Genomic DNA, 18,252 nt, shown 5'->3' on the forward strand with positions numbered 1-18,252 from the left:
AATCAATAATTTCGAATATTACATTGAGTACTTACGGCTTATCTTGTGACCACTGAGGGCCCACTTGACCCTCTTGCTCAGAATCATCACCGCTAGACCCTGTGGACAAATCTATCCGCTGGTAGATGCGTACCTCGTCGTGGGAGTGGGCGATCATTCGGTCACCGATAATATGCACGGAGTCGATATCCCAACCGCCCCAGAGGTCGTGCCAAACAAACTCCTCCGTCTGCACATCGAAGGCCGCTAGGAAGAAGATTCCCGACACCCGCACCGAGACGTAGAAGATCCCTTCGTGTAACAAGAGGCCATTAGTCTGAGCGCTATACTCCTTCCCTTCATGAGTAAACCTATCTAAGCGTCCCTCATAGAGCATCTGCCCAGCCTTGAAGTCGAATATCTTGTAGAAGCTGGCAAAGATAGAGTAGCCAAGATCCCCACAATGAGACATCTTTGGTAGTATCATCTCTTCTTGTACCTCTAAGGACTTTCCTGTCTCTATCTCTACTCGGTGCAGGCGCTCGTAGGTCGTTACCCATAAGTCTGTGCCGTAGAAGTTGATGAAGTAAATTTCTCCAGACTCTACTTTATTGCTATATATTGAATAGCATCGATCACTCTCGGCAAAGTCCAGACGATAGACTTCCTCCAGGCCTTGGCCATCCTCATCTCGCATAGCCACCAGCTGGCTCTTCCCTTGACAGGTGAAGAAGTGTAGACCACGGTAGCTTCCCTTATAGAAGAAGGGATCTTCTAGTGGAAATGAACCTAAGTCTTGATACTCATGAGTAGAGAAGTCATAGCTAATGACACGACGTTCATCTACTAAATAAAACCGAGGTTCTCCTTCGATAGCTACCTTGTCGAAGTAGCCATCTATATCTGTTATGAGCTGCTTACGTTCGCCGTCTAATGTGCAAATATCTAGCAAGGTCTCCGACGGTGTCCCCACCTCATGATAGATTAGCCATAAGCCTTGAAAAAGAACAGCTGTTCCCACATCTTCTTTGTGTGGGAATGGGAGCGCATCGCCTATTACTCCATCCAAGGAACAGGGGTGAACAGACCATCTCCCTTGAGGGATGGACTTAATTAAGAAGAGTCGCCCCTCATATACTACGACCCGAATGGCATTGAGCCGTGATATTACTTCGTACATAGTTAGATTATATCAGAGCCTTGATGACGTTCCTCTTGAGCTCTTCCCTACTCATCTTGTGACCACTGAAGACCCACTTGACCTTCTTGCTCAGAATCATCACCGCTAGACCCAGTGGTCGGACTTACCCGCTGGTAAATGCGTACCTCGTCATAGGAGTGGGCGATCATTCGGTCACCGATGATATGCACAGAGTCGATATCCCAACCGCCCCAGAGGTCGTGCCAAACAAACTCCTCCGTCTGCACATCGAAGGCCGCAAGGAAGAAGATCCCCGACACCCGCACCGAGACGTAGAAGATCCCTTCATGTAGCAAGAGGCTCGTATACTCTGCGCTATACTCCTTTCCTTCGTAGACAAAGTTATCCCTTCGCTCGTCACAGAGCATGCGCCCAGCCTCAAAGTCAAATACTGTATAGTAGCTGCCGAACAAGGAGTATCCTAGTGTCCCCTTGATAAACATCTTAGGTAGCGTCTCATCTTTCCTCTCGAGCACCTTTCCCGTAGCTACATCTATCCGATGTAAGTGCTTTTGGGTCGTCACCCACAGATCGGAGCCGTAGAAGTTGATGAAGTCAATTTCCCCAGGTACGACCCCATTGTACCAAAGGGAATAGCCACGACCACTCTCAGAAAAGTCTAGCCGATAGACCTCTTCCAGTCCTTGTCCGTCCTTATCTCGCATAGCAACCAACTGGCTCTGACCCTCACAAGTAAAGAAGTGGAGACCACGGTGGCTACCCTCGTGGAAGAATACTCCCTCAAGGGGGAATGGACCTAAGTCTTGACATTCATGGGCGGAAAGGTCATACCGCAGTTGGCTCTCATTGATTAGGTAGAGCCACCTCCCTGCTCGGGCGGTATAAAAGGAGTTATTGACATTCGTGATAGTTTGCTTTAGTTCTCCATCTATCGAGAAGACATTAACGATCGTCTTGTACTCGGAGTCTTCATCATAGTGGACAAACCATAGACCTTGTCGCAGATAGATCCACCACGACAGCTCACTATGGGTAAAGGGGATTATCTGCTCGACTTGCTCCTCTAGCGAGTAGGAAAAGACAGCACTATTCCTCTTATAGTCCCGGAGGTATAGCACCCCATGATCTACCCAGACTTCATTGGCTGGGAAACTTGTGATTAGCTTGTACATCAATCAATAATTTCGAATATTACATTGAGTACTTACGGCTTATCTTGTGACCACTGAGGGCCCACTTGACCCTCTTGCTCAGAATCATCACCGCTAGACCCTGTGGACAAATCTATCCGCTGGTAGATGCGTACCTCGTCGTGGGAGTGGGCGATCATTCGGTCACCGATAATATGCACGGAGTCGATATCCCAACCGCCCCAGAGGTCGTGCCAAACAAACTCCTCCGTCTGCACATCGAAGGCCGCAAGGAAGAAGATCCCCGACACCCGCACCGAGACGTAGAAGATCCCTTCATGTAGCAAGAGGCTCGTATACTCTGCGCTATACTCCTTCCCTTCGTAGACAAAGCGATCCCTCCGTACATTACAGAGCATGCGCCCAGCCTCGAAGTCAAATACAGTATAGTAACTGTTGAATAAGGAATATCCTAGCGACCCCTTGATAAACATCTTAGGTAGTGCCTCATCTTTCCTCTCGAGCACTTTTCCCGTAGCTACATCTATACGATGTAGGTGCTCTTGGGTCGTCACCCACAGATCGGAGCCGTAGAAGTTGATGAAGTCAATTTCCCCAGGTACGACCCCATTGTACCAAAGGGAATAGCCACGACCACTCTCAGAAAAGTCTAGCCGATAGACCTCTTCCAGTCCTTGTCCGTCCTTATCTCGCATAGCAACCAACTGGCTCTGACCCTCACAAGTAAAGAAGTGGAGACCACGGTGGCTACCCTCGTGGAAGAATACTCCCTCAAGGGGGAATGGACCTAAGTCTTGACATTCATGGGCGGAAAGGTCATACCGCAGTTGGCTCTCATTGATTAGGTAGAGCCACCTCCCTGCTCGGGCGGTATAAAAGGAGTTATTGACATTCGTGATAGTTTGCTTTAGTTCTCCATCTATCGAGAAGACATTAACGATCGTCTTGTACTCGGAGTCTTCATCATAGTGGACAAACCATAGACCTTGTCGCAGATAGATCCACCACGACAGCTCACTATGGGCGAAGGGGATTACCTGCTCGACTCGCTCCTCTAGCGAGTGGGAAAAGACGGCACTATCCCTCTTATAGTCCCGGAGGTATAGCACCCCATGATCTACCCAGACTTCATCGGCCGGGCAACTTGTAATTAGCTTGTACATCAATCAAATATCGAAGCTTACATTGAGTACTTACGGCTTACCTTGTGACCACTGAAGACCCACTTGACCCTCTTGCTCAGAATCATCACCGCTAGACCCTGTGGCCGGACTTACCCGCTGGTAGATGCGTACCTCATCGTAGGCGTGAGCGATCATTCGATCATCAACAATATGCACGGAGTCGATATCCCAACCACCCCAGAGGTCGTGCCAAACAAACTCTTCCGTCTGCACATCGAAGGCCGCAAGGAAGAAGATTCCCGAGACCCGTACCGAGACGTAGAAGATCCCTTCATGTAGCAAGAGGCTCGTATACTCTGCGCTATACTCCTTCCCTTCGTAGACAAAGCGATCCCTCCGTACATTACAGAGCATGCGCCCAGCCTCGAAGTCAAATACAGTATAGTAACTGTTGAATAAGGAATATCCTAGCGACCCCTTGATAAACATCTTAGGTAGTGCCTCATCTTTCCTCTCGAGCACTTTTCCCGTAGCTACATCTATACGATGTAGGTGCTCTTGGGTCGTCACCCACAGATCGGAGCCGTAGAAGTTGATGAAGTCAATTTCCCCAGGTACGACCCCATTGTACCAAAGGGAATAGCCACGACCACTCTCAGAAAAGTCTAGCCGATAGACCTCTTCCAGTCCTTGTCCGTCCTTATCTCGCATAGCAACCAACTGGCTCTGACCCTCACAAGTAAAGAAGTGGAGACCACGGTGGCTACCCTCGTGGAAGAATACTCCCTCAAGGGGGAATGGACCTAAGTCTTGACATTCATGGGCGGAAAGGTCATACCGCAGTTGGCTCTCATTGATTAGGTAGAGCCACCTCCCTGCTCGGGCGGTATAAAAGGAGTTATTGACATTCGTGATAGTTTGCTTTAGTTCTCCATCTATCGAGAAGACATTAACGATCGTCTTGTACTCGGAGTCTTCATCATAGTGGACAAACCATAGACCTTGTCGCAGATAGATCCACCACGACAGCTCACTATGGGCGAAGGGGATTACCTGCTCGACTCGCTCCTCTAGCGAGTGGGAAAAGACGGCACTATCCCTCTTATAGTCCCGGAGGTATAGCACCCCATGATCTACCCAGACTTCATCGGCCGGGCAACTTGTAATTAGCTTGTACATCAATCAAATATCGAAGCTTACATTGAGTACTTACGGCTTACCTTGTGACCACTGAAGACCCACTTGACCCTCTTGCTCAGAATCATCACCGCTAGACCCTGTGGCCGGACTTACCCGCTGGTAGATGCGTACCTCATCGTAGGCGTGAGCGATCATTCGATCATCAACAATATGCACGGAGTCGATATCCCAACCACCCCAGAGGTCGTGCCAAACAAACTCTTCCGTCTGCACATCGAAGGCCGCAAGGAAGAAGATTCCCGAGACCCGTACCGAGACGTAGAAGATCCCTTCATGTAGCAAGAGGCTCGTATACTCTGCGCTATACTCCTTCCCTTCGTAGACAAAGCGATCCCTCCGTACATTACAGAGCATGCGCCCAGCCTCGAAGTCAAATACAGTATAGTAACTGTTGAATAAGGAATATCCTAGCGACCCCTTGATAAACATCTTAGGTAGTGCCTCATCTTTCCTCTCGAGCACTTTTCCCGTAGCTACATCTATACGATGTAGGTGCTCTTGGGTCGTCACCCACAGATCGGAGCCGTAGAAGTTGATGAAGTCAATTTCCCCAGGTACGACCCCATTGTGCCAAAGGGAATAGCCACGACCGCTCTCGGAGAAGTCCAACCGATAGACCTCCTCTAGCCCTTGTCCGTCCTTATCTCGCATAGCAACCAGTTGGCTCTTCTTATCACTGATGAAGAAGTGAAGACCACGGTGGCTACCCTTGTAGAAGAAAGCTCTCTCAAGAGGAAAGGCACCTAAGTCTTGATACTCATGGGTGGAGAGGTTATATCTAATTAGATGCTTGTCTACCAAATAGACCCAGAAAGAATCTTCGGTTGGAAGCATATCGAAATAAGTTGCCACATCCATGATGGATTGTTTTAGCTCCCCATCGAGCGAGAATATATTCATAGTCCCCGCCAGAGGTGATTTCTTTGCATAATGGACGAACCACAGACTTTTATGTAGCTCGGGGATCTTGGCATAGGGACTATACAGGAACTGGAGCCTCTCTAGGCAGACACCATCCAAAGAGTATCAGTGGGTATTGTAAGTACGCTTTTTGTTGGTCGTCGTAATGAAAATAGAGTCCTCATAGATCTCCATCCATACGGCTCGCATTCGTTTAATTAACTGATACATCATTCTATATTATCGAAGATCGAATTAAAGACTTTAGCCTCTCAGAGAATATGACTTGGTACAGTTACTCTCGGTGGACAACACCTTGGGGTCACTCCTTGGGGTGCTGGTAGCACTCGATGTCTTGCTGGAGGTGCTCTCGGAAGGCGGGAAACTCCTTGTCCGTATACTCTAGGGTACGCTCCCGAGCCAGAAGAGGGATGCGGTCTAGGCGGATGAGCTGGTCGTACTCTCCGAACTTCGGGTAGTCCACCCAGAGCTTCTCCAGCTCCTCCGCTGAGATCGGGGGATGCTTCGTTCGGATCACCTCAGAAGTTCCATTATACTCCTCTCCTTGATAGATGACAGATGAGCACCCTCCTTCGTGGGTATATGTGAAGTCCGTACGTCGCATCTTTTCTGTCGTCCCTGGATAACATTCGAATAAGAAGATTGCTTTTAGGAACAACTTCCCCTTATGCTCGCTATCAGACCGATATTGAAAGGTCAGGAAGTCAGCATAGTTATCTTGTAGGAAGTCGAGCCCAAAGTACCCCACATTGGACTCCATCGCGCAGTAGGGACTATCATCATCGTTGAGGATCGTGGCGAAGTAGACCTCCTGATTCTCGTGGGCTTCGCGGGAGGCCAGCTCCAGCAGCCCCTCCTTCTTCTTACGACGCGAGTAGCGCGTTTTGTTGTAGCGATCCATGTTATACAAGGAATCCTCTTCACTCTGCAAGCACTCATAGGGAGCATTCCAGGCTCTTAATGTTAGTTTCATTTCTTTATACTATATATCTTTCCGTTAGTATCTCTAATCTTGATTTTCTCCTTCTCTGCATAGCGTAACACGCTTTCAGGTACAGGCTCCTTCTGCACCGGCACCTCAAGGATCATCCTTCCTTTGAGAATATTCCCTCCATTCTCTTCAAAGATTCCAACATTAGCTCCCACTCGATTGGAGGGGACATCTGCAATCACCGCTCCAGGCGAGTACTTATCCGCTAGCTCTTTTAGGTAGTGGATAGCTGTCTCTTTGGAGATTTCACTGAGCTGGGTACACTTGCGAGAGACTATTTCCCCCATTCTTGGGTTATATGAGTCTAACCGCACATACTGATACTTGGTAGAGGACTTTCCTGCAGCTCTCTTCCCCGCCTTGGGGGACTCTAGATATACTTCATTGTAGGGGTAGAAGGGTGCACGCTCCTTGTTAAAGGCGATACCCTCTAGGATTTGCTTGATCCATGCTCTCCGTTCTTTTGTGTCCTTAAGATCAAGCAACTCATCGATAAGCTCTGGATTAGCGGCTAGTTCATGCCGGAGGGCCTCATCGGCTACATCGAGTTGTTGAAGGAGCTTCTCCTGGGCAGACTCCTTGAGTGCCTTAAACCGAGGATGGCTGGATACACTTCCGTATACCTCATGTGAGCGACGCTGGAGTTGCATCAGCCTTTTCTCGGAGACGGCTTCGATGTGGGGGATGGAAGCATTTCCTCTCGCCAGCTTGAACAGCTTAGCATCTTCCCCGAGCGGTAGCTTAAGGGTTTTGATGCTGGTAGGCCCGACGAGTAGGAGTGACGCTGCGTTCAGCGAGGCATTAGTGTAATCTCCTCGTAGGGAACTGTAGAATACATTGAGGATGTCAGGTGCTGTATCTAGCCCCACAAAGCCAAGGACAACCGAGGCCAGATCAAGTGTATTATAGACTGGCTGATCTATATATCGGGCAAGGAACCAATCCGTCTTGTCCGTGAAACTATGTTCCGCCCGGAAGGTGAAACCTGATCGAACACTGGCATTCAGTCTCTCCAGCACATTCTCATAGGCGTACTGTAGTAGGTAAGCCTGGTAGTTCTTGATCCCCTTGCCATTATCCGCCTCCAGATACTGTTCTCGGTAGTGGATGGGCATACGCACTTCATGGAGCTCGTACTGCGTCAGGTCGTCAGCTTTCTTGGAGTAGGTAAGCAGTGCTGAAGCATAGTATTCCTCGAGCCATCGCTCATTCTCTGAGGAGCTAAATCCCTCAGGGATAATCCCCTCTCGCTGCCCTGTCGTACGGATCCCCTCTCGCTCATTGTATTGTTGGATGATGGTTGCCAGCGTGTCTACACCTTTCTGGAGATAGGGGATGACCGACACATTGTAGGGATAGCCACTGACAGCTTCCCCCTTGTGGTTATCGACAAAGATCGATATAGCGCGTGAGGCATTGAAGTAGCCACGATAGGTCGTCGTCTTCTTGGCCGTGTGTGTGAATAGGTCTAAGACAAAGTCCCGAACACTACGCCCCAAAGCCTCCTGCTGAGCAGGATTATGATCAGTCCGTAGCCCATGGATATTGACCGAAGCGTTTGCTCCAGTGGCCACACCGATCATGTGTAGCACGCGACCGCTCCGCCCTAGGGATTGTAGTCCAATATAGGGTACTGTGACGAGGATATCCCTATCCCCTAAGCCCGCTCGCACAAAGACCTTGAGGGCAAGCTTGTTCCACTCCTTTTGGTCTAGGGATACCGTCCCGACCTCTGTCTGCACAACAATGAAGCGAGAGGCGTTACGCTGAGCATAAGTCACTAGCTTGTCCTTTAGTACTTCGCCCAAGAAATTCTTCTCCCTCCCGAATCGAGAGACTTCATCGGTGAGTGCTCGGACGACTGGCTCCTGCTCGGATAGAGGAGTAGTATTCTGGGTAAGCGATTTCCTGGCAAAGTCTATATGCCTGAGACTCGCCTGGTCTATAGAGAAGAGCCTTCGATCAAGCACCCTCGGGGGGAGCTCCGATCCACACCCAAAGTCAGCCTCGCTGAGCTTATAGATATGTCCTCCGAGCGTGATGGTACGGACCGAAGCATCTACTTTGATGGAGAGTCGATCTCCACTAGCAGTCTGTATCGGATAGAGGATTGTATCCTGCCTAGATAGGAATCTGTAGCCTGCAAACTTGCCTCCCCGCTCTGTAGTCTGATAGTGTCGTCCCCCGATAGAGAAGGAGGCAATGCTACCATGTACGGCAGGATGTGCGGAGCTATCATCATAGAATACTCCCCGGATGACGGCACCCGCAGGTAAGCGAAACGCACTACCATCTGGCGCTGTAAGAGCCTTGCCACTCTCTATAATCAGCGTGGATAGCTCGGGGGGGATACAAGCGATTAGGCTCTTTTTATGCTTTAGCTTCTCCTCCTCGGCTTTATCTGCTGCGGTGAAGACGGCCGGATTAGAAATGACATTCCACTGGAAGGCTACAAGCTCCTTGCCTGTGGCGTAGTCCATCAGATTGCGCGTCTGACCCTGACTCTTCGACCCGCCGTACTCATCATCGAAGGTGTGCTGTAGCGTGAAGAGCCCGTGCCCGAGCTCGTGGGCGATGGTATAGCCTAGGTCGGACGTCCCCCCATTGGGGCTATTCCCCGAGAAGATGTACCCGAAGCGGCTCCGACGGGGCATCTCACCGAGCAGACTCTGAGGCTTATCCTCCAGCCCCTGCGCTGCATCGACGACGAAGAGGTAGAGGCCATCTAGCGTACCGGAGAGCTGGCTGTAGGCCTTCTTCAGGTAGTCCATCTCGGCACTCTCCTTCACCTCACGCACCCGACCGAAGAAGCTCTTGCCTACGATGCTGAGCTTGCGGTCTCCGTCCCGATCCCAACTGTAGTCCCCACGCATGCGCTCATCCACTTCGACGTCGAAGTGAATACCCACTGGGTTGTAGATACTATTCAGCTCCCGCTCTATCTGTGCCTTGTCGAGCTTGGTATCGCTGATAGGTACTAGGGTCAGCTTATGACGCTGCTGAGCATAGCTCGCCACACGGAGCTTGCCCAAGACCTCCCCCTCATAGACGGCAAAGACCTCATAGCTCTCCCCCGACGACACGGAGGGTAGGCGCACACTCCAGCGCTTGCTCGACGCATCGTAGCTAGCAGGTAGAGCCGTACTCCTCGGCTCAGAGGCAAAGCGAACCCTCTGTGGGTCGATAGCCTTACTCCCCGTGTATTCTGCCGTGACCACATCCTGCTTCCCCTCGGGGATCAGCTTCCATGGGGCAATATAGTCCTTGGCAAAAGGCTTGTAGAAGCGATCGAGCTTGACGGACTCCTGATACCAAGACACGCTCCCAGGGTCAAAGGCATACCTTCCCCCCTGCCCGCTGAAGCGTATCTGTCCATACTTCTTCGATAGGGCTTCACTATCGAAGTCGCCCATCCGCTCTACACGCTCCGACTGGAGGGTAACCTTCCCGTGGGTGGAGGACGTATCGGTTCCTTCATCTGTAGATGGTACCACAGGTTGGATCCGATAGCTATTCCCCTCCTTGTCCGTGACCAGCAGTGGGAAGACGCTCTTGTACTCCTCGCCCTCAGGGAGCTGGAGGCCTATGCGCTGAGCATTGCCTGCAGCATCCTGGACCGTCAGCGTCCCCGTCTCAGGGTCAAAGTGGAACTGTGGGCTCTCGGGTAGGGTGAAGCTAAGCTGCTTCTCTCTGAGGCGTAGGGTCGCAGGGCGCAAGTCCCTCCCTCCATCGTCGATATAGTCGGTGTTGGCTATCGTCCCTCGCTTCTCGTCATAGGAGGCTTCGACCAAGCCATCGATCTGGTACTTGTCCACATTGATGCGTAGGCGGTCGAAGCGTAGGGCTATGGGGGCATCGATGAGGGTTTTGAGGCGGGTCTTCCCCTTCCCCGAATACCAACCATCACCCAGAGCGGTGACTTCGGTAATGGTCATGGGATAGTCGCCCCCGATCGTCACGACATCACCAGCTCGGATACCCAGATGGGGCTCTCCTCGGAGATCCGTACGCACGGGCTCCTTACCACAGTCTGCTAGGAGGGCTTCGTTCTGCTTGCTCAGCGTAAACTCTCGCACGTCGGAGAAGACGGGGCGGTCGCTCGTGCAGCGAGTCCCCACACGCCACTCATACGTCCAGCCGGGCTTGAGCTGAGCCAGCGTTAGGCGCTCATCTACAGTCTCGGTGCGTGCCCATTCGTAGACGTTCAGCTTGGTCTTGGGGCGACACTCCACCACGTAGCCCGTTGTCCCCACGACCTTGCCCCAGGATAGATCGACCTTAGCATAGCGCGTCTGAGCTCGGAGTCCCCGAGGGGCATCACACTGGTCATTGAGGTAGAACCAACTGACCTCACTCAGGCCTCCGTGCTCAAACATCCCGACCTCCTCTACCCCGGAGCGCACCAAGGCACGCACCTGCCAAGCATAGCGACGATTGGGGAGGAGGGGAGGGTCAAGGTGCGTATAGCTGAGGCTCGTGCTCCGTGTATGGGTGCGGAAGATCTCTTGCCCGTAGGCGAAGGCCGACTGAGGAGCCGCGCCGTTGTCGGGGAGCTCCTTGAGGACAAACTCGTACTCTGTGCCACTGAGGCCTTGATGGCGAGGAGTCCACTGGAAGCGCAGGAAGAGGGGATCACGAAGGACGACCTCGGCATCCCGCTCGGGGAGGTTCAGGAAGGGAGGCTTCTTGACGTCGAGGTAGGCACGTGCTGTATGCCAGTCGGAGAGTGGACGCCCCGTATAGTAGTCGATGACCTGGAGCTGGAGCTCGGCATAGCCACTAGGTAGCCGTCCCTGCTCTAGCCGTCCTGTCATCTGTAGGTGCTGAGGCTGGAGATAGGGGGCGAGATCGACGCCCGTTAGGCGAAGGGGGACGCTGGTCTGTAGCTCGAGCTGAGGATAGCTGACGTCCTCTCGGCTCCTTGCTGTGAAGCTACCGGACTTGATCTGTAGGCGAAGCTTGGCATAGAGCAAGGGCTGCTGCAGGTCACGGTTTAGGAGTGTGACGATCAAGCGGTCACGACTCCCCGTGCTGTAGTCCGCTAGGTAGGGACTCTGAGGTGCTGGCCACTGAACTGTCGCATGAATAGGATAGTACTGTCCGAAGAGCCGACCACTGACACCCAAACAGACTGTCAGTAGGAGCACGAAAAGACGGAGACTATGCCTGAGACGATACATGCAACTATTGTTATTGAGCTTTATAGCCTATTGAACTGATTATGGGGAGCCGGAGATCGATCCGAGCTCTCACCCACGAGCCATCGGCTTACGAAGTGCCCACGGGCGGGGCTTTGGAGTTGCCAAAGTTAGCTCTTTCAGCGGAGATTGCGGTAGGAGCGCTGGGGAGGGAATGCGGGCTTGCTGAGGGAGGTGCATACCACTGCTCGTTCAGGGTGCGAACTGATCTTTTTCTAAAAGTACTTGTAATCATTTCTCTACGCACACTTATGCCCTTATACAAAGTTACTCATTGTCGAGCATGGTGCAGAGTACGTCCCGATGTCCAGGATACTCTCCGACCCTTGAATGGGAGGGCTTGAGGGCTCGCTTATTCCCTCCCCCATGCTTCTCCCAAATTCGTTTCCCCCCTCGTTGCCTTCGGGGAAAGGCTCCGCCTTAGCCCTGGGGAAGGTGCTCCCTAGAGAGCTCTGCCGGGGTCATACTTAGAGCGCAGTTGTGTACACGTGGGTACACAAGTGTATACACGTGGGTATACTAGAGTGTACACACGTGTACACTTTACCCTCCTAGAGAGTGGGTATATACTCGGTAGACCCACTCCTTGCGAGTGGATACTTCTCGCTTCAGTTCGTGCCCCGCGACTACTTTGCCCCCGCTGCCTAGCCACTCATTCATACGCCTACTCTGTAGCCCGTCGTAGGCTCCGCATGAGCTCCGAGGGTATTTCTTATCTTTGCACGGATATACTACACGGTACAATGAGAGTTTGACTAAAAGAAAATAGAAAGAAAGAATGTCTGAGATGCATAAGATCAAGGCTGCCGTCGTCGGCTATGGGAATATCGGTCGCTATGCCGTAGAGGCTCTGGAGGCTGCTGCCGACTTCGAGCTCGTAGGTGTCGTACGTAGAGACCCCTCGCAGGTCCCTCTGGAGCTCCGCCCCTATCCTGTGGTACGCTCTATCGAGGAGCTTGGGGCGGTCGATGTCGCCCTGCTCTGCACGCCTACACGTCTCGTCGAGCAGACGGCCCTCGGGATCTTAGCTCAGGGGATACGTACCGTAGATAGCTTCGATATCCATACCGATATCCTCTCCCTACGTCGTACGCTCGGGGAGGCTGCCCGTCAGCATGGCACCGTCTCGGTGATTGCTTCGGGGTGGGACCCCGGGAGTGACTCGGTCGTACGTACCCTCATGGAGGCTATCGTACCACGGGGGATCACGTATACCAACTTCGGCCCAGGGATGAGTATGGGACATACGGTGGCCGTCAAGGCGATCGCAGGGGTCAAGCGTGCCCTCTCGATGACTATCCCCACGGGTACAGGTATCCACCGCCGTATGGTCTATATCGAGCTGGAGAAGGGCTACCAAGCCCCCGACGTCATCGCTGCGATCAAGGCAGACGAATACTTCGCTCACGATGAGACCCACGTCACCGTCGTGGAGGACGTCGATGCCCTCATAGATATGGGGCATGGGGTAGAGATGACCCGCAAGGGGGTCTCGGGCAAGACGCAGAATCAGCTCCTCTCCTTCAACATGAAGATCAATAACCCAGCCCTGACAGCGCAGATCCTCGTAGCGGTCGCACGAGCCTCGATGCGTCAGAGCCCTGGGTGCTATACGCTACAGGAGATCCCCGTGATCGACCTCCTCCCCGGGGAGCGAGAGCAGTGGATCGGGAAGCTCTGTTAGCCGGATAAACAACATCAATCATACTAGAGACACATGACACTAGCTGCTATTACGTGGGATGTCGATCCCGTGATCTTCGAGATCTTCGGGCGAGGTATCCGTTGGTATGGGCTCTTCTTTGCCCTAGGGCTCCTGATCCTGGGGCCAATGATCGAGGGACGCATTTGGAAGCGAGAGAAGCTTAACCCCGAGTGGATGAACTCCCTCTTCGTCTATGTCGTCCTCGGGACCATCCTCGGAGCACGTCTAGGGCATGTGCTCTTCTACGATCCCTCCTACTATCTAGCGAACCCCTCCAAGATCTTCGCCGTCTGGGAAGGGGGGCTAGCGAGCCACGGGGGGACGATAGGGATCATCGTCGCCGTATGGATCTACTCGAGACGTGTCACGAAGCGCTCGATGCTCTGGACGCTTGACCGTCTAGCTGTCCCTACGGGGCTAGCAGCAGCGCTCATTCGTCTGGGGAACCTAATGAATAGTGAGATCTTCGGTAGGCCGACAGACCTTCCCTGGGGCTTTGTCTTTCCCCGAGCCTCAGAGTTTGCTGGCTATGCCGAGAAGGGGCTGACGATCCCTGCCTGTCACCCGACACAGATCTATGAGGCTGTAGCCTACCTCCTCGTCTTCGCCCTCTGTATGTACCTCTACTGGGGACGAGATGCAGCCCGTCGTTACCCGGGGCTCATCCTCGGGTACTTCCTCCTCGGGGTCTTCGGCTTCCGCCTCTTCGTCGAGAGTATCAAGAATGTCCAGGAGTCCTGGGAGATCGGCCTCGTCCAGCACTATGGGCTCAACATGGGTCAGTTCCTCAGCATCCCCTTCATCCTAGCTGGCCTAGGCTTGATCATCTACGCCTACCGCCATCCAGTAGACCCGAGCTCGACATCACACCAATGAACGAATAAGTCCCCCAGCACCGGAGTGGAGAGGGTGCTCCCTCCCTCCGTGCGCTAGGGCAATTATACCTATACAATATATATACACGCTATGTACCAAGTCCCTCAGGTCTGTGACTCCATCTACTATGTGGGTGTGAATGACCGCATGAAGGCGCTCTTTGAGAATATGTGGAGCCTGCCGAGTGGAGTCGCTTACAATTCCTATCTGATCGTCGATGAGTGCACGACGCTCATCGATACGGTGGATGTCTGCTACTCCGATATCTTCTTTCACAAGCTTGACCTTGTGCTCAAGGGGCGTCCCCTCGACTACCTCATCGTGAACCATATGGAGCCCGACCATGGTGGATCTATCGGTCTGCTCCGTAAGCGCTACCCTCAGATGCAGATCGTGGGGAACAAGAAGACCTTCGATATGCTTCGGGGCTTCCACGGGATCACGGAGGGACTCCACGAGGTCAAGAGTGGAGATGCCCTGCGTATTGGACGGCACGAGTTCTCCTTCCTCATGGCCCCTATGGTGCACTGGCCCGAGGTGATGTTCACCTACGAGCAGACGAGTCGTACGCTCTTTACAGCCGATGCCTTCGGCGCCTTTGGTGCACTGGATGGGATCCTCTTCGATAGCCAGCTGGCGGATCGTTCGGCCTACTTCAGAGAGATGCGTCGCTACTACGCCACGGTGATTGGGAAGTATGGGGGCTTCGTACAGAAGGCTCTGGCTAACATGCAGCGTCAGGGGCTAGACGTAGACTTCGTCTGTCCCACACACGGTGTCGTATGGACGAAGGAGGGCTTCGGTGAGTCGCTCGCTCTCTACGAGCGACTCTCTCGCTTCGCTAGTGAGCCAGGTGCTGTCGTCCTCTACGGCTCTATGTATGGCAATACCGAGCAGCTGGCCGATGTGATCGCCCAGAGTCTCGCGGCTCATGGTGTCGAGCAGGTCGTCTGCCACAATGTGAGTAAGTCTGATCCCTCTGTGATCCTCAGTGACATCTTCCGCTACCGAGGACTCATCATCGGGAGTCCTACCTACTGCGGGGAGCTCTTCTCCCCGATCGAACACCTCCTACAGCTCATCCGTATCCGAGACGTCAAGGATAGGCTCTATGCAGCCTTCGGCTCGTACACATGGGCTCCAGGGTCGGTTAAGCGTCTGCTCCCCTTCGCCGAGGAGATGAAGTGGGAGCTCGTCGGTGAGGCTGTCGAGCTGAAGATGTCCGACCTGGGTACGGTACTAGATGCCGGATGGAGCCTCGGGCAGGCAATGGCCGAGCGGATCAAGGCCTCAAGCTCCCCAGACAGTATATAATAGATATAGCGAATCCATAATCAACAACTATCCTCATGCGTCTTATCATCCAACCCGACTATAGTGGCATCTCTCAGTGGGCAGCCGACTACGTCGTCCAGCGTATCCTGGAGGCTCAGCCTACAGCCTCCCGTCCCTTCGTGCTAGGCCTGCCTACGGGCTCCTCGCCCCTGGGCATGTATCAGACTCTGGTCGAGGCCTACCGAGCAGGCCGTGTCTCCTTCGAGCACGTCATCACCTTCAATATGGACGAGTATGTGGGCATCCCCAAGGATCACCCCCAGAGCTACCACAGCTTCATGTGGACGAACTTCTTCTCCCATATTGACATCAAGCCCAAGCACGTGCATATCCTCAATGGCAATGCCCCCGACCTTGTGGCCGAGTGTGCCGCCTACGAGGCTGCTATAGAGGCCGTGGGGGGGATCGACCTCTTCCTCGGGGGGATCGGCCCCGATGGACACATCGCCTTCAACGAGCCTGGCTCCTCACTCTCCTCACGCACCCGCATCAAGACCCTCACGACGGATACGATCATCGCCAATAGTCGCTTCTTCGACGGGGATGTGAACCAAGTGCCTAAGACTGCCCTCACCGTAGGCGTCGGCACCGTGATGGCAGCCCGTGAGGTGCTTGTCCTCGTCAATGGTCATGGCAAGGCTCGTGCGCTCCAGCAGGCCGTAGAGGGCTCGGTGAACCAGATGTGGACGATCACTGCACTCCAGCTCCACCCCAAGGGGATCATCGTCTGCGATGAAGCCGCTTGTATCGAGCTCAAGGTGGGTACCTATAGATACTTCAAGGACATCGAGCGTCTCTAGTCCTTCGGTAGATCTGCTGACCCTCTTGTTAGCTCTTTTTTATAGAGGCTGTATCTTATTCGGGGATACAGCCTCTACTTTTAATTATTTAATAAGGTTAGGAACAAATACTTGACCACGAAATGTCAAGCTCACTTGGCATTTAACCGTCTAATACTTACCTTTGCTCTACAGCTTAGGAGATCGTCTTTCCTGAGCCCCAATAGACCTATAGACTGCACTAACGAACGGCTCTCTCACAGTATGAGACCCCTCCTGATCTCCCCCTCGGCCCTAGCTCTGCTCTCGGGCATCCTCCCGCTCCACGCACAGCAGGATGAGTCGCCCCGCCCCAACGTCCTACTCATCTATGCAGACGACCTAGGCTACGCGGACCTCGGGTGCTATGGAGCGAAGAACGTGCAGACCCCCAATATCGACCGCCTTGCTCGTCAGGGAGTGCGCTTCACCAACGCCTACGCTGCAGCTGCCACCAGTACCCCCTCCCGCTATGGGATGCTCACGGGACAGTACGCTTGGCGTAGGGAGGGGACAGATGTTGCACCCGGGAATGCAGGGATGATTATTCGTCCTGAGCAGTATACCCTAGCTGATCTCTTCCACGAGGCAGGCTATGCTACGGCGGCCTTTGGCAAGTGGCATCTGGGGCTAGGTGATAAGACGGGGACACAGGACTGGAATGGGCTCATCAGCCCTAGCCTAGGTGATCTCGGCTTCGACTACTCCTACATCATGGCGGCTACGGCGGATCGTGTCCCCTGCGTCTTCATCGAGGACGGGAGGGTCGCGAACTATGATCCGACAGCGCCGATCGAGGTCAGCTACCGCAAGCCCTTCGAAGGCGAGCCGACGGGGAAGAGTCATCCGGAGCTCCTCTACAACCTACGCTCCAGCCACGGGCACGATATGTCCATCGTCAATGGGATCGGGCGTATCGGCTATATGAAGGGTGGGGGAGGAGCCCTCTGGAGAGATGAGAACATAGCTGACTCTATCGTCACACATGCTATCACCTTCATAGAGAGGCATCAGTCCGAGCATCGAGATCAGCCCTTCTTTGTCTACCTAGCTACGAACGATATCCATGTCCCGCGCTTCCCTCATCCTCGCTTCCGAGGGCAGAGTAGGATGGGGCTCCGAGGGGATGCCATCGCCCAGCTGGACTGGACGGTGGGGGAGGTGCTCCGAGCACTAGACAGCCTAGGGCTCACGGAGCATACCCTAGTCCTCTTCTCTAGTGACAACGGCGGGGTGATCGATGATGGCTACCAAGATCAGGCCGAGGAGCTCCTGCAGGGGCATAACCCCTCGGGGATCTATCGGGGGTATAAGTACAGTGCGTTCGAGGGTGGGACACGTATCCCTGCGATCGTCCGCTGGCCGGGGCATGTACGTGGGGCACAGCCCTCGTCAGCACTGGTGAGCCAAGTGGACTGGATCGCCTCCTTCGCCGAGCTCCTGGACGTTAAGCTCCCCGAGGGAGCTGCCTCCGACAGTCGTGCACAGCTCGCCTCCTGGCTCGGACACTCATCCCAGGGACGTCCGTGGATACTCCAGCAGGCTGCCGACAAGACCCTCAGCCTACGCAACGAGCGGTGGAAGTGCATCGCCCCCTCTACCCACGGCCCGATGATCACCTGGGGACCAAAGATAGAGACGGGGTACCTACCGACCCCTCAGCTCTATGATATGAAGCGGGATCCTCGGGAGCGAACGAACGTCGCCGACCGCCATCCTGACCTCATCCACTACTTTCAGTCCCTAGAGGCGCGCATACGTGCCGGGCGGGAATAAGTAGGATACACGATAC

12 protein-coding genes are annotated in these 18,252 nt (G+C 53.7%); 5 read left to right on the top strand and 7 right to left on the bottom strand.

All coding sequences use genetic code 11. The features are described from left to right. Positions 1 to 31 precede the first annotated feature (31 nt). From QZ170_RS04740 to QZ170_RS04770, 7 genes are all read right to left on the bottom strand, one after another. Entirely contained in the window at positions 32 to 931 is a 900-nt protein-coding gene (locus QZ170_RS04740; protein WP_297177897.1) for a hypothetical protein, read from the bottom strand. 275 nt (positions 932 to 1,206) lie between these two features. After that, positions 1,207 to 2,313 carry a hypothetical protein gene (locus tag QZ170_RS04745; RefSeq protein ID WP_297177900.1) on the bottom strand — a complete coding sequence of 369 codons (1,107 nt, stop codon included), beginning with the start codon at positions 2,311 to 2,313 and terminating at the stop codon, positions 1,207 to 1,209. Positions 2,314 to 2,345: 32 nt separating this feature from the next. After that, positions 2,346 to 3,455 (bottom strand): hypothetical protein, encoded by a 1,110-nt coding sequence (locus QZ170_RS04750; protein WP_297177903.1) that lies wholly within the window; start codon positions 3,453 to 3,455, stop codon positions 2,346 to 2,348. A gap of 30 nt (positions 3,456 to 3,485) precedes the next feature. Continuing rightward, positions 3,486 to 4,595 carry a hypothetical protein gene (locus tag QZ170_RS04755; protein ID WP_297177906.1) on the bottom strand — a complete coding sequence of 370 codons (1,110 nt, stop codon included), beginning with the start codon at positions 4,593 to 4,595 and terminating at the stop codon, positions 3,486 to 3,488. Positions 4,596 to 4,625: 30 nt separating this feature from the next. After that, positions 4,626 to 5,450: a hypothetical protein gene (locus tag QZ170_RS04760; protein WP_297177909.1), complete on the bottom strand. Its 825-nt coding sequence runs from the start codon at positions 5,448 to 5,450 to the stop codon at positions 4,626 to 4,628. Between the two features lie 388 nt (positions 5,451 to 5,838). After that, complete coding sequence (locus tag QZ170_RS04765; RefSeq protein ID WP_297177912.1) at positions 5,839 to 6,510, bottom strand: hypothetical protein; 672 nt, start codon at positions 6,508 to 6,510, stop codon at positions 5,839 to 5,841. Further along, entirely contained in the window at positions 6,507 to 11,708 is a 5,202-nt protein-coding gene (locus QZ170_RS04770; protein WP_297177915.1) for a hypothetical protein, read from the bottom strand. Before QZ170_RS04770 ends, QZ170_RS04765 begins: the two co-directional genes overlap by 4 nt. Before the next feature lie 805 nt (positions 11,709 to 12,513). Here QZ170_RS04770 and QZ170_RS04775 point away from each other — a divergent pair. From QZ170_RS04775 to QZ170_RS04795, 5 genes are all read left to right on the top strand, one after another. Continuing rightward, positions 12,514 to 13,410, top strand: coding sequence for a diaminopimelate dehydrogenase (locus QZ170_RS04775; protein ID WP_297177965.1), 897 nt, complete (start codon positions 12,514 to 12,516; stop codon positions 13,408 to 13,410). 33 nt (positions 13,411 to 13,443) lie between these two features. Next, a complete protein-coding gene (gene lgt, locus QZ170_RS04780) occupies positions 13,444 to 14,307 on the top strand; it encodes a prolipoprotein diacylglyceryl transferase (RefSeq protein WP_297177918.1) in 864 nt (287 codons plus the stop codon). 90 nt (positions 14,308 to 14,397) lie between these two features. Then, positions 14,398 to 15,621: an FprA family A-type flavoprotein gene (locus QZ170_RS04785; protein ID WP_297177921.1), complete on the top strand. Its 1,224-nt coding sequence runs from the start codon at positions 14,398 to 14,400 to the stop codon at positions 15,619 to 15,621. A 35-nt stretch (positions 15,622 to 15,656) separates the two neighbouring features. Next, positions 15,657 to 16,442, top strand: a complete 786-nt coding sequence (nagB, locus tag QZ170_RS04790; RefSeq protein ID WP_297177924.1) for a glucosamine-6-phosphate deaminase — start codon at positions 15,657 to 15,659, stop codon at positions 16,440 to 16,442. Between the two features lie 243 nt (positions 16,443 to 16,685). Next, positions 16,686 to 18,236, top strand: a complete 1,551-nt coding sequence (locus QZ170_RS04795; RefSeq protein ID WP_297177927.1) for an arylsulfatase — start codon at positions 16,686 to 16,688, stop codon at positions 18,234 to 18,236. Positions 18,237 to 18,252: the final 16 nt, after the last annotated feature.

The sequence above is a fragment of the uncultured Porphyromonas sp. genome, assembly GCF_905372525.1.
Taxonomy (GTDB): domain Bacteria; phylum Bacteroidota; class Bacteroidia; order Bacteroidales; family Porphyromonadaceae; genus Porphyromonas.

Bases quoted from the DNA above. Each gene is read 5' to 3' on its own strand.
- QZ170_RS04795 (WP_297177927.1), top strand. From the start codon at position 16,686: ATGAGACCCCTCCTGATCTCCCCCTCGGCCCTAGCTCTGCTCTCGGGC.
- QZ170_RS04755 (WP_297177906.1), bottom strand. From the start codon at position 4,595: ATGTACAAGCTAATTACAAGTTGCCCGGCCGATGAAGTCTGGGTAGAT.
- QZ170_RS04745 (WP_297177900.1), bottom strand. From the start codon at position 2,313: ATGTACAAGCTAATCACAAGTTTCCCAGCCAATGAAGTCTGGGTAGAT.
- QZ170_RS04775 (WP_297177965.1), top strand. From the start codon at position 12,514: ATGCATAAGATCAAGGCTGCCGTCGTCGGCTATGGGAATATCGGTCGC.
- QZ170_RS04785 (WP_297177921.1), top strand. From the start codon at position 14,398: ATGTACCAAGTCCCTCAGGTCTGTGACTCCATCTACTATGTGGGTGTG.
- QZ170_RS04765 (WP_297177912.1), bottom strand. From the start codon at position 6,510: ATGAAACTAACATTAAGAGCCTGGAATGCTCCCTATGAGTGCTTGCAG.
- QZ170_RS04770 (WP_297177915.1), bottom strand. From the start codon at position 11,708: ATGTATCGTCTCAGGCATAGTCTCCGTCTTTTCGTGCTCCTACTGACA.
- lgt (WP_297177918.1), top strand. From the start codon at position 13,444: ATGACACTAGCTGCTATTACGTGGGATGTCGATCCCGTGATCTTCGAG.
- QZ170_RS04760 (WP_297177909.1), bottom strand. From the start codon at position 5,450: ATGCTTCCAACCGAAGATTCTTTCTGGGTCTATTTGGTAGACAAGCAT.
- nagB (WP_297177924.1), top strand. From the start codon at position 15,657: ATGCGTCTTATCATCCAACCCGACTATAGTGGCATCTCTCAGTGGGCA.
- QZ170_RS04750 (WP_297177903.1), bottom strand. From the start codon at position 3,455: ATGTACAAGCTAATTACAAGTTGCCCGGCCGATGAAGTCTGGGTAGAT.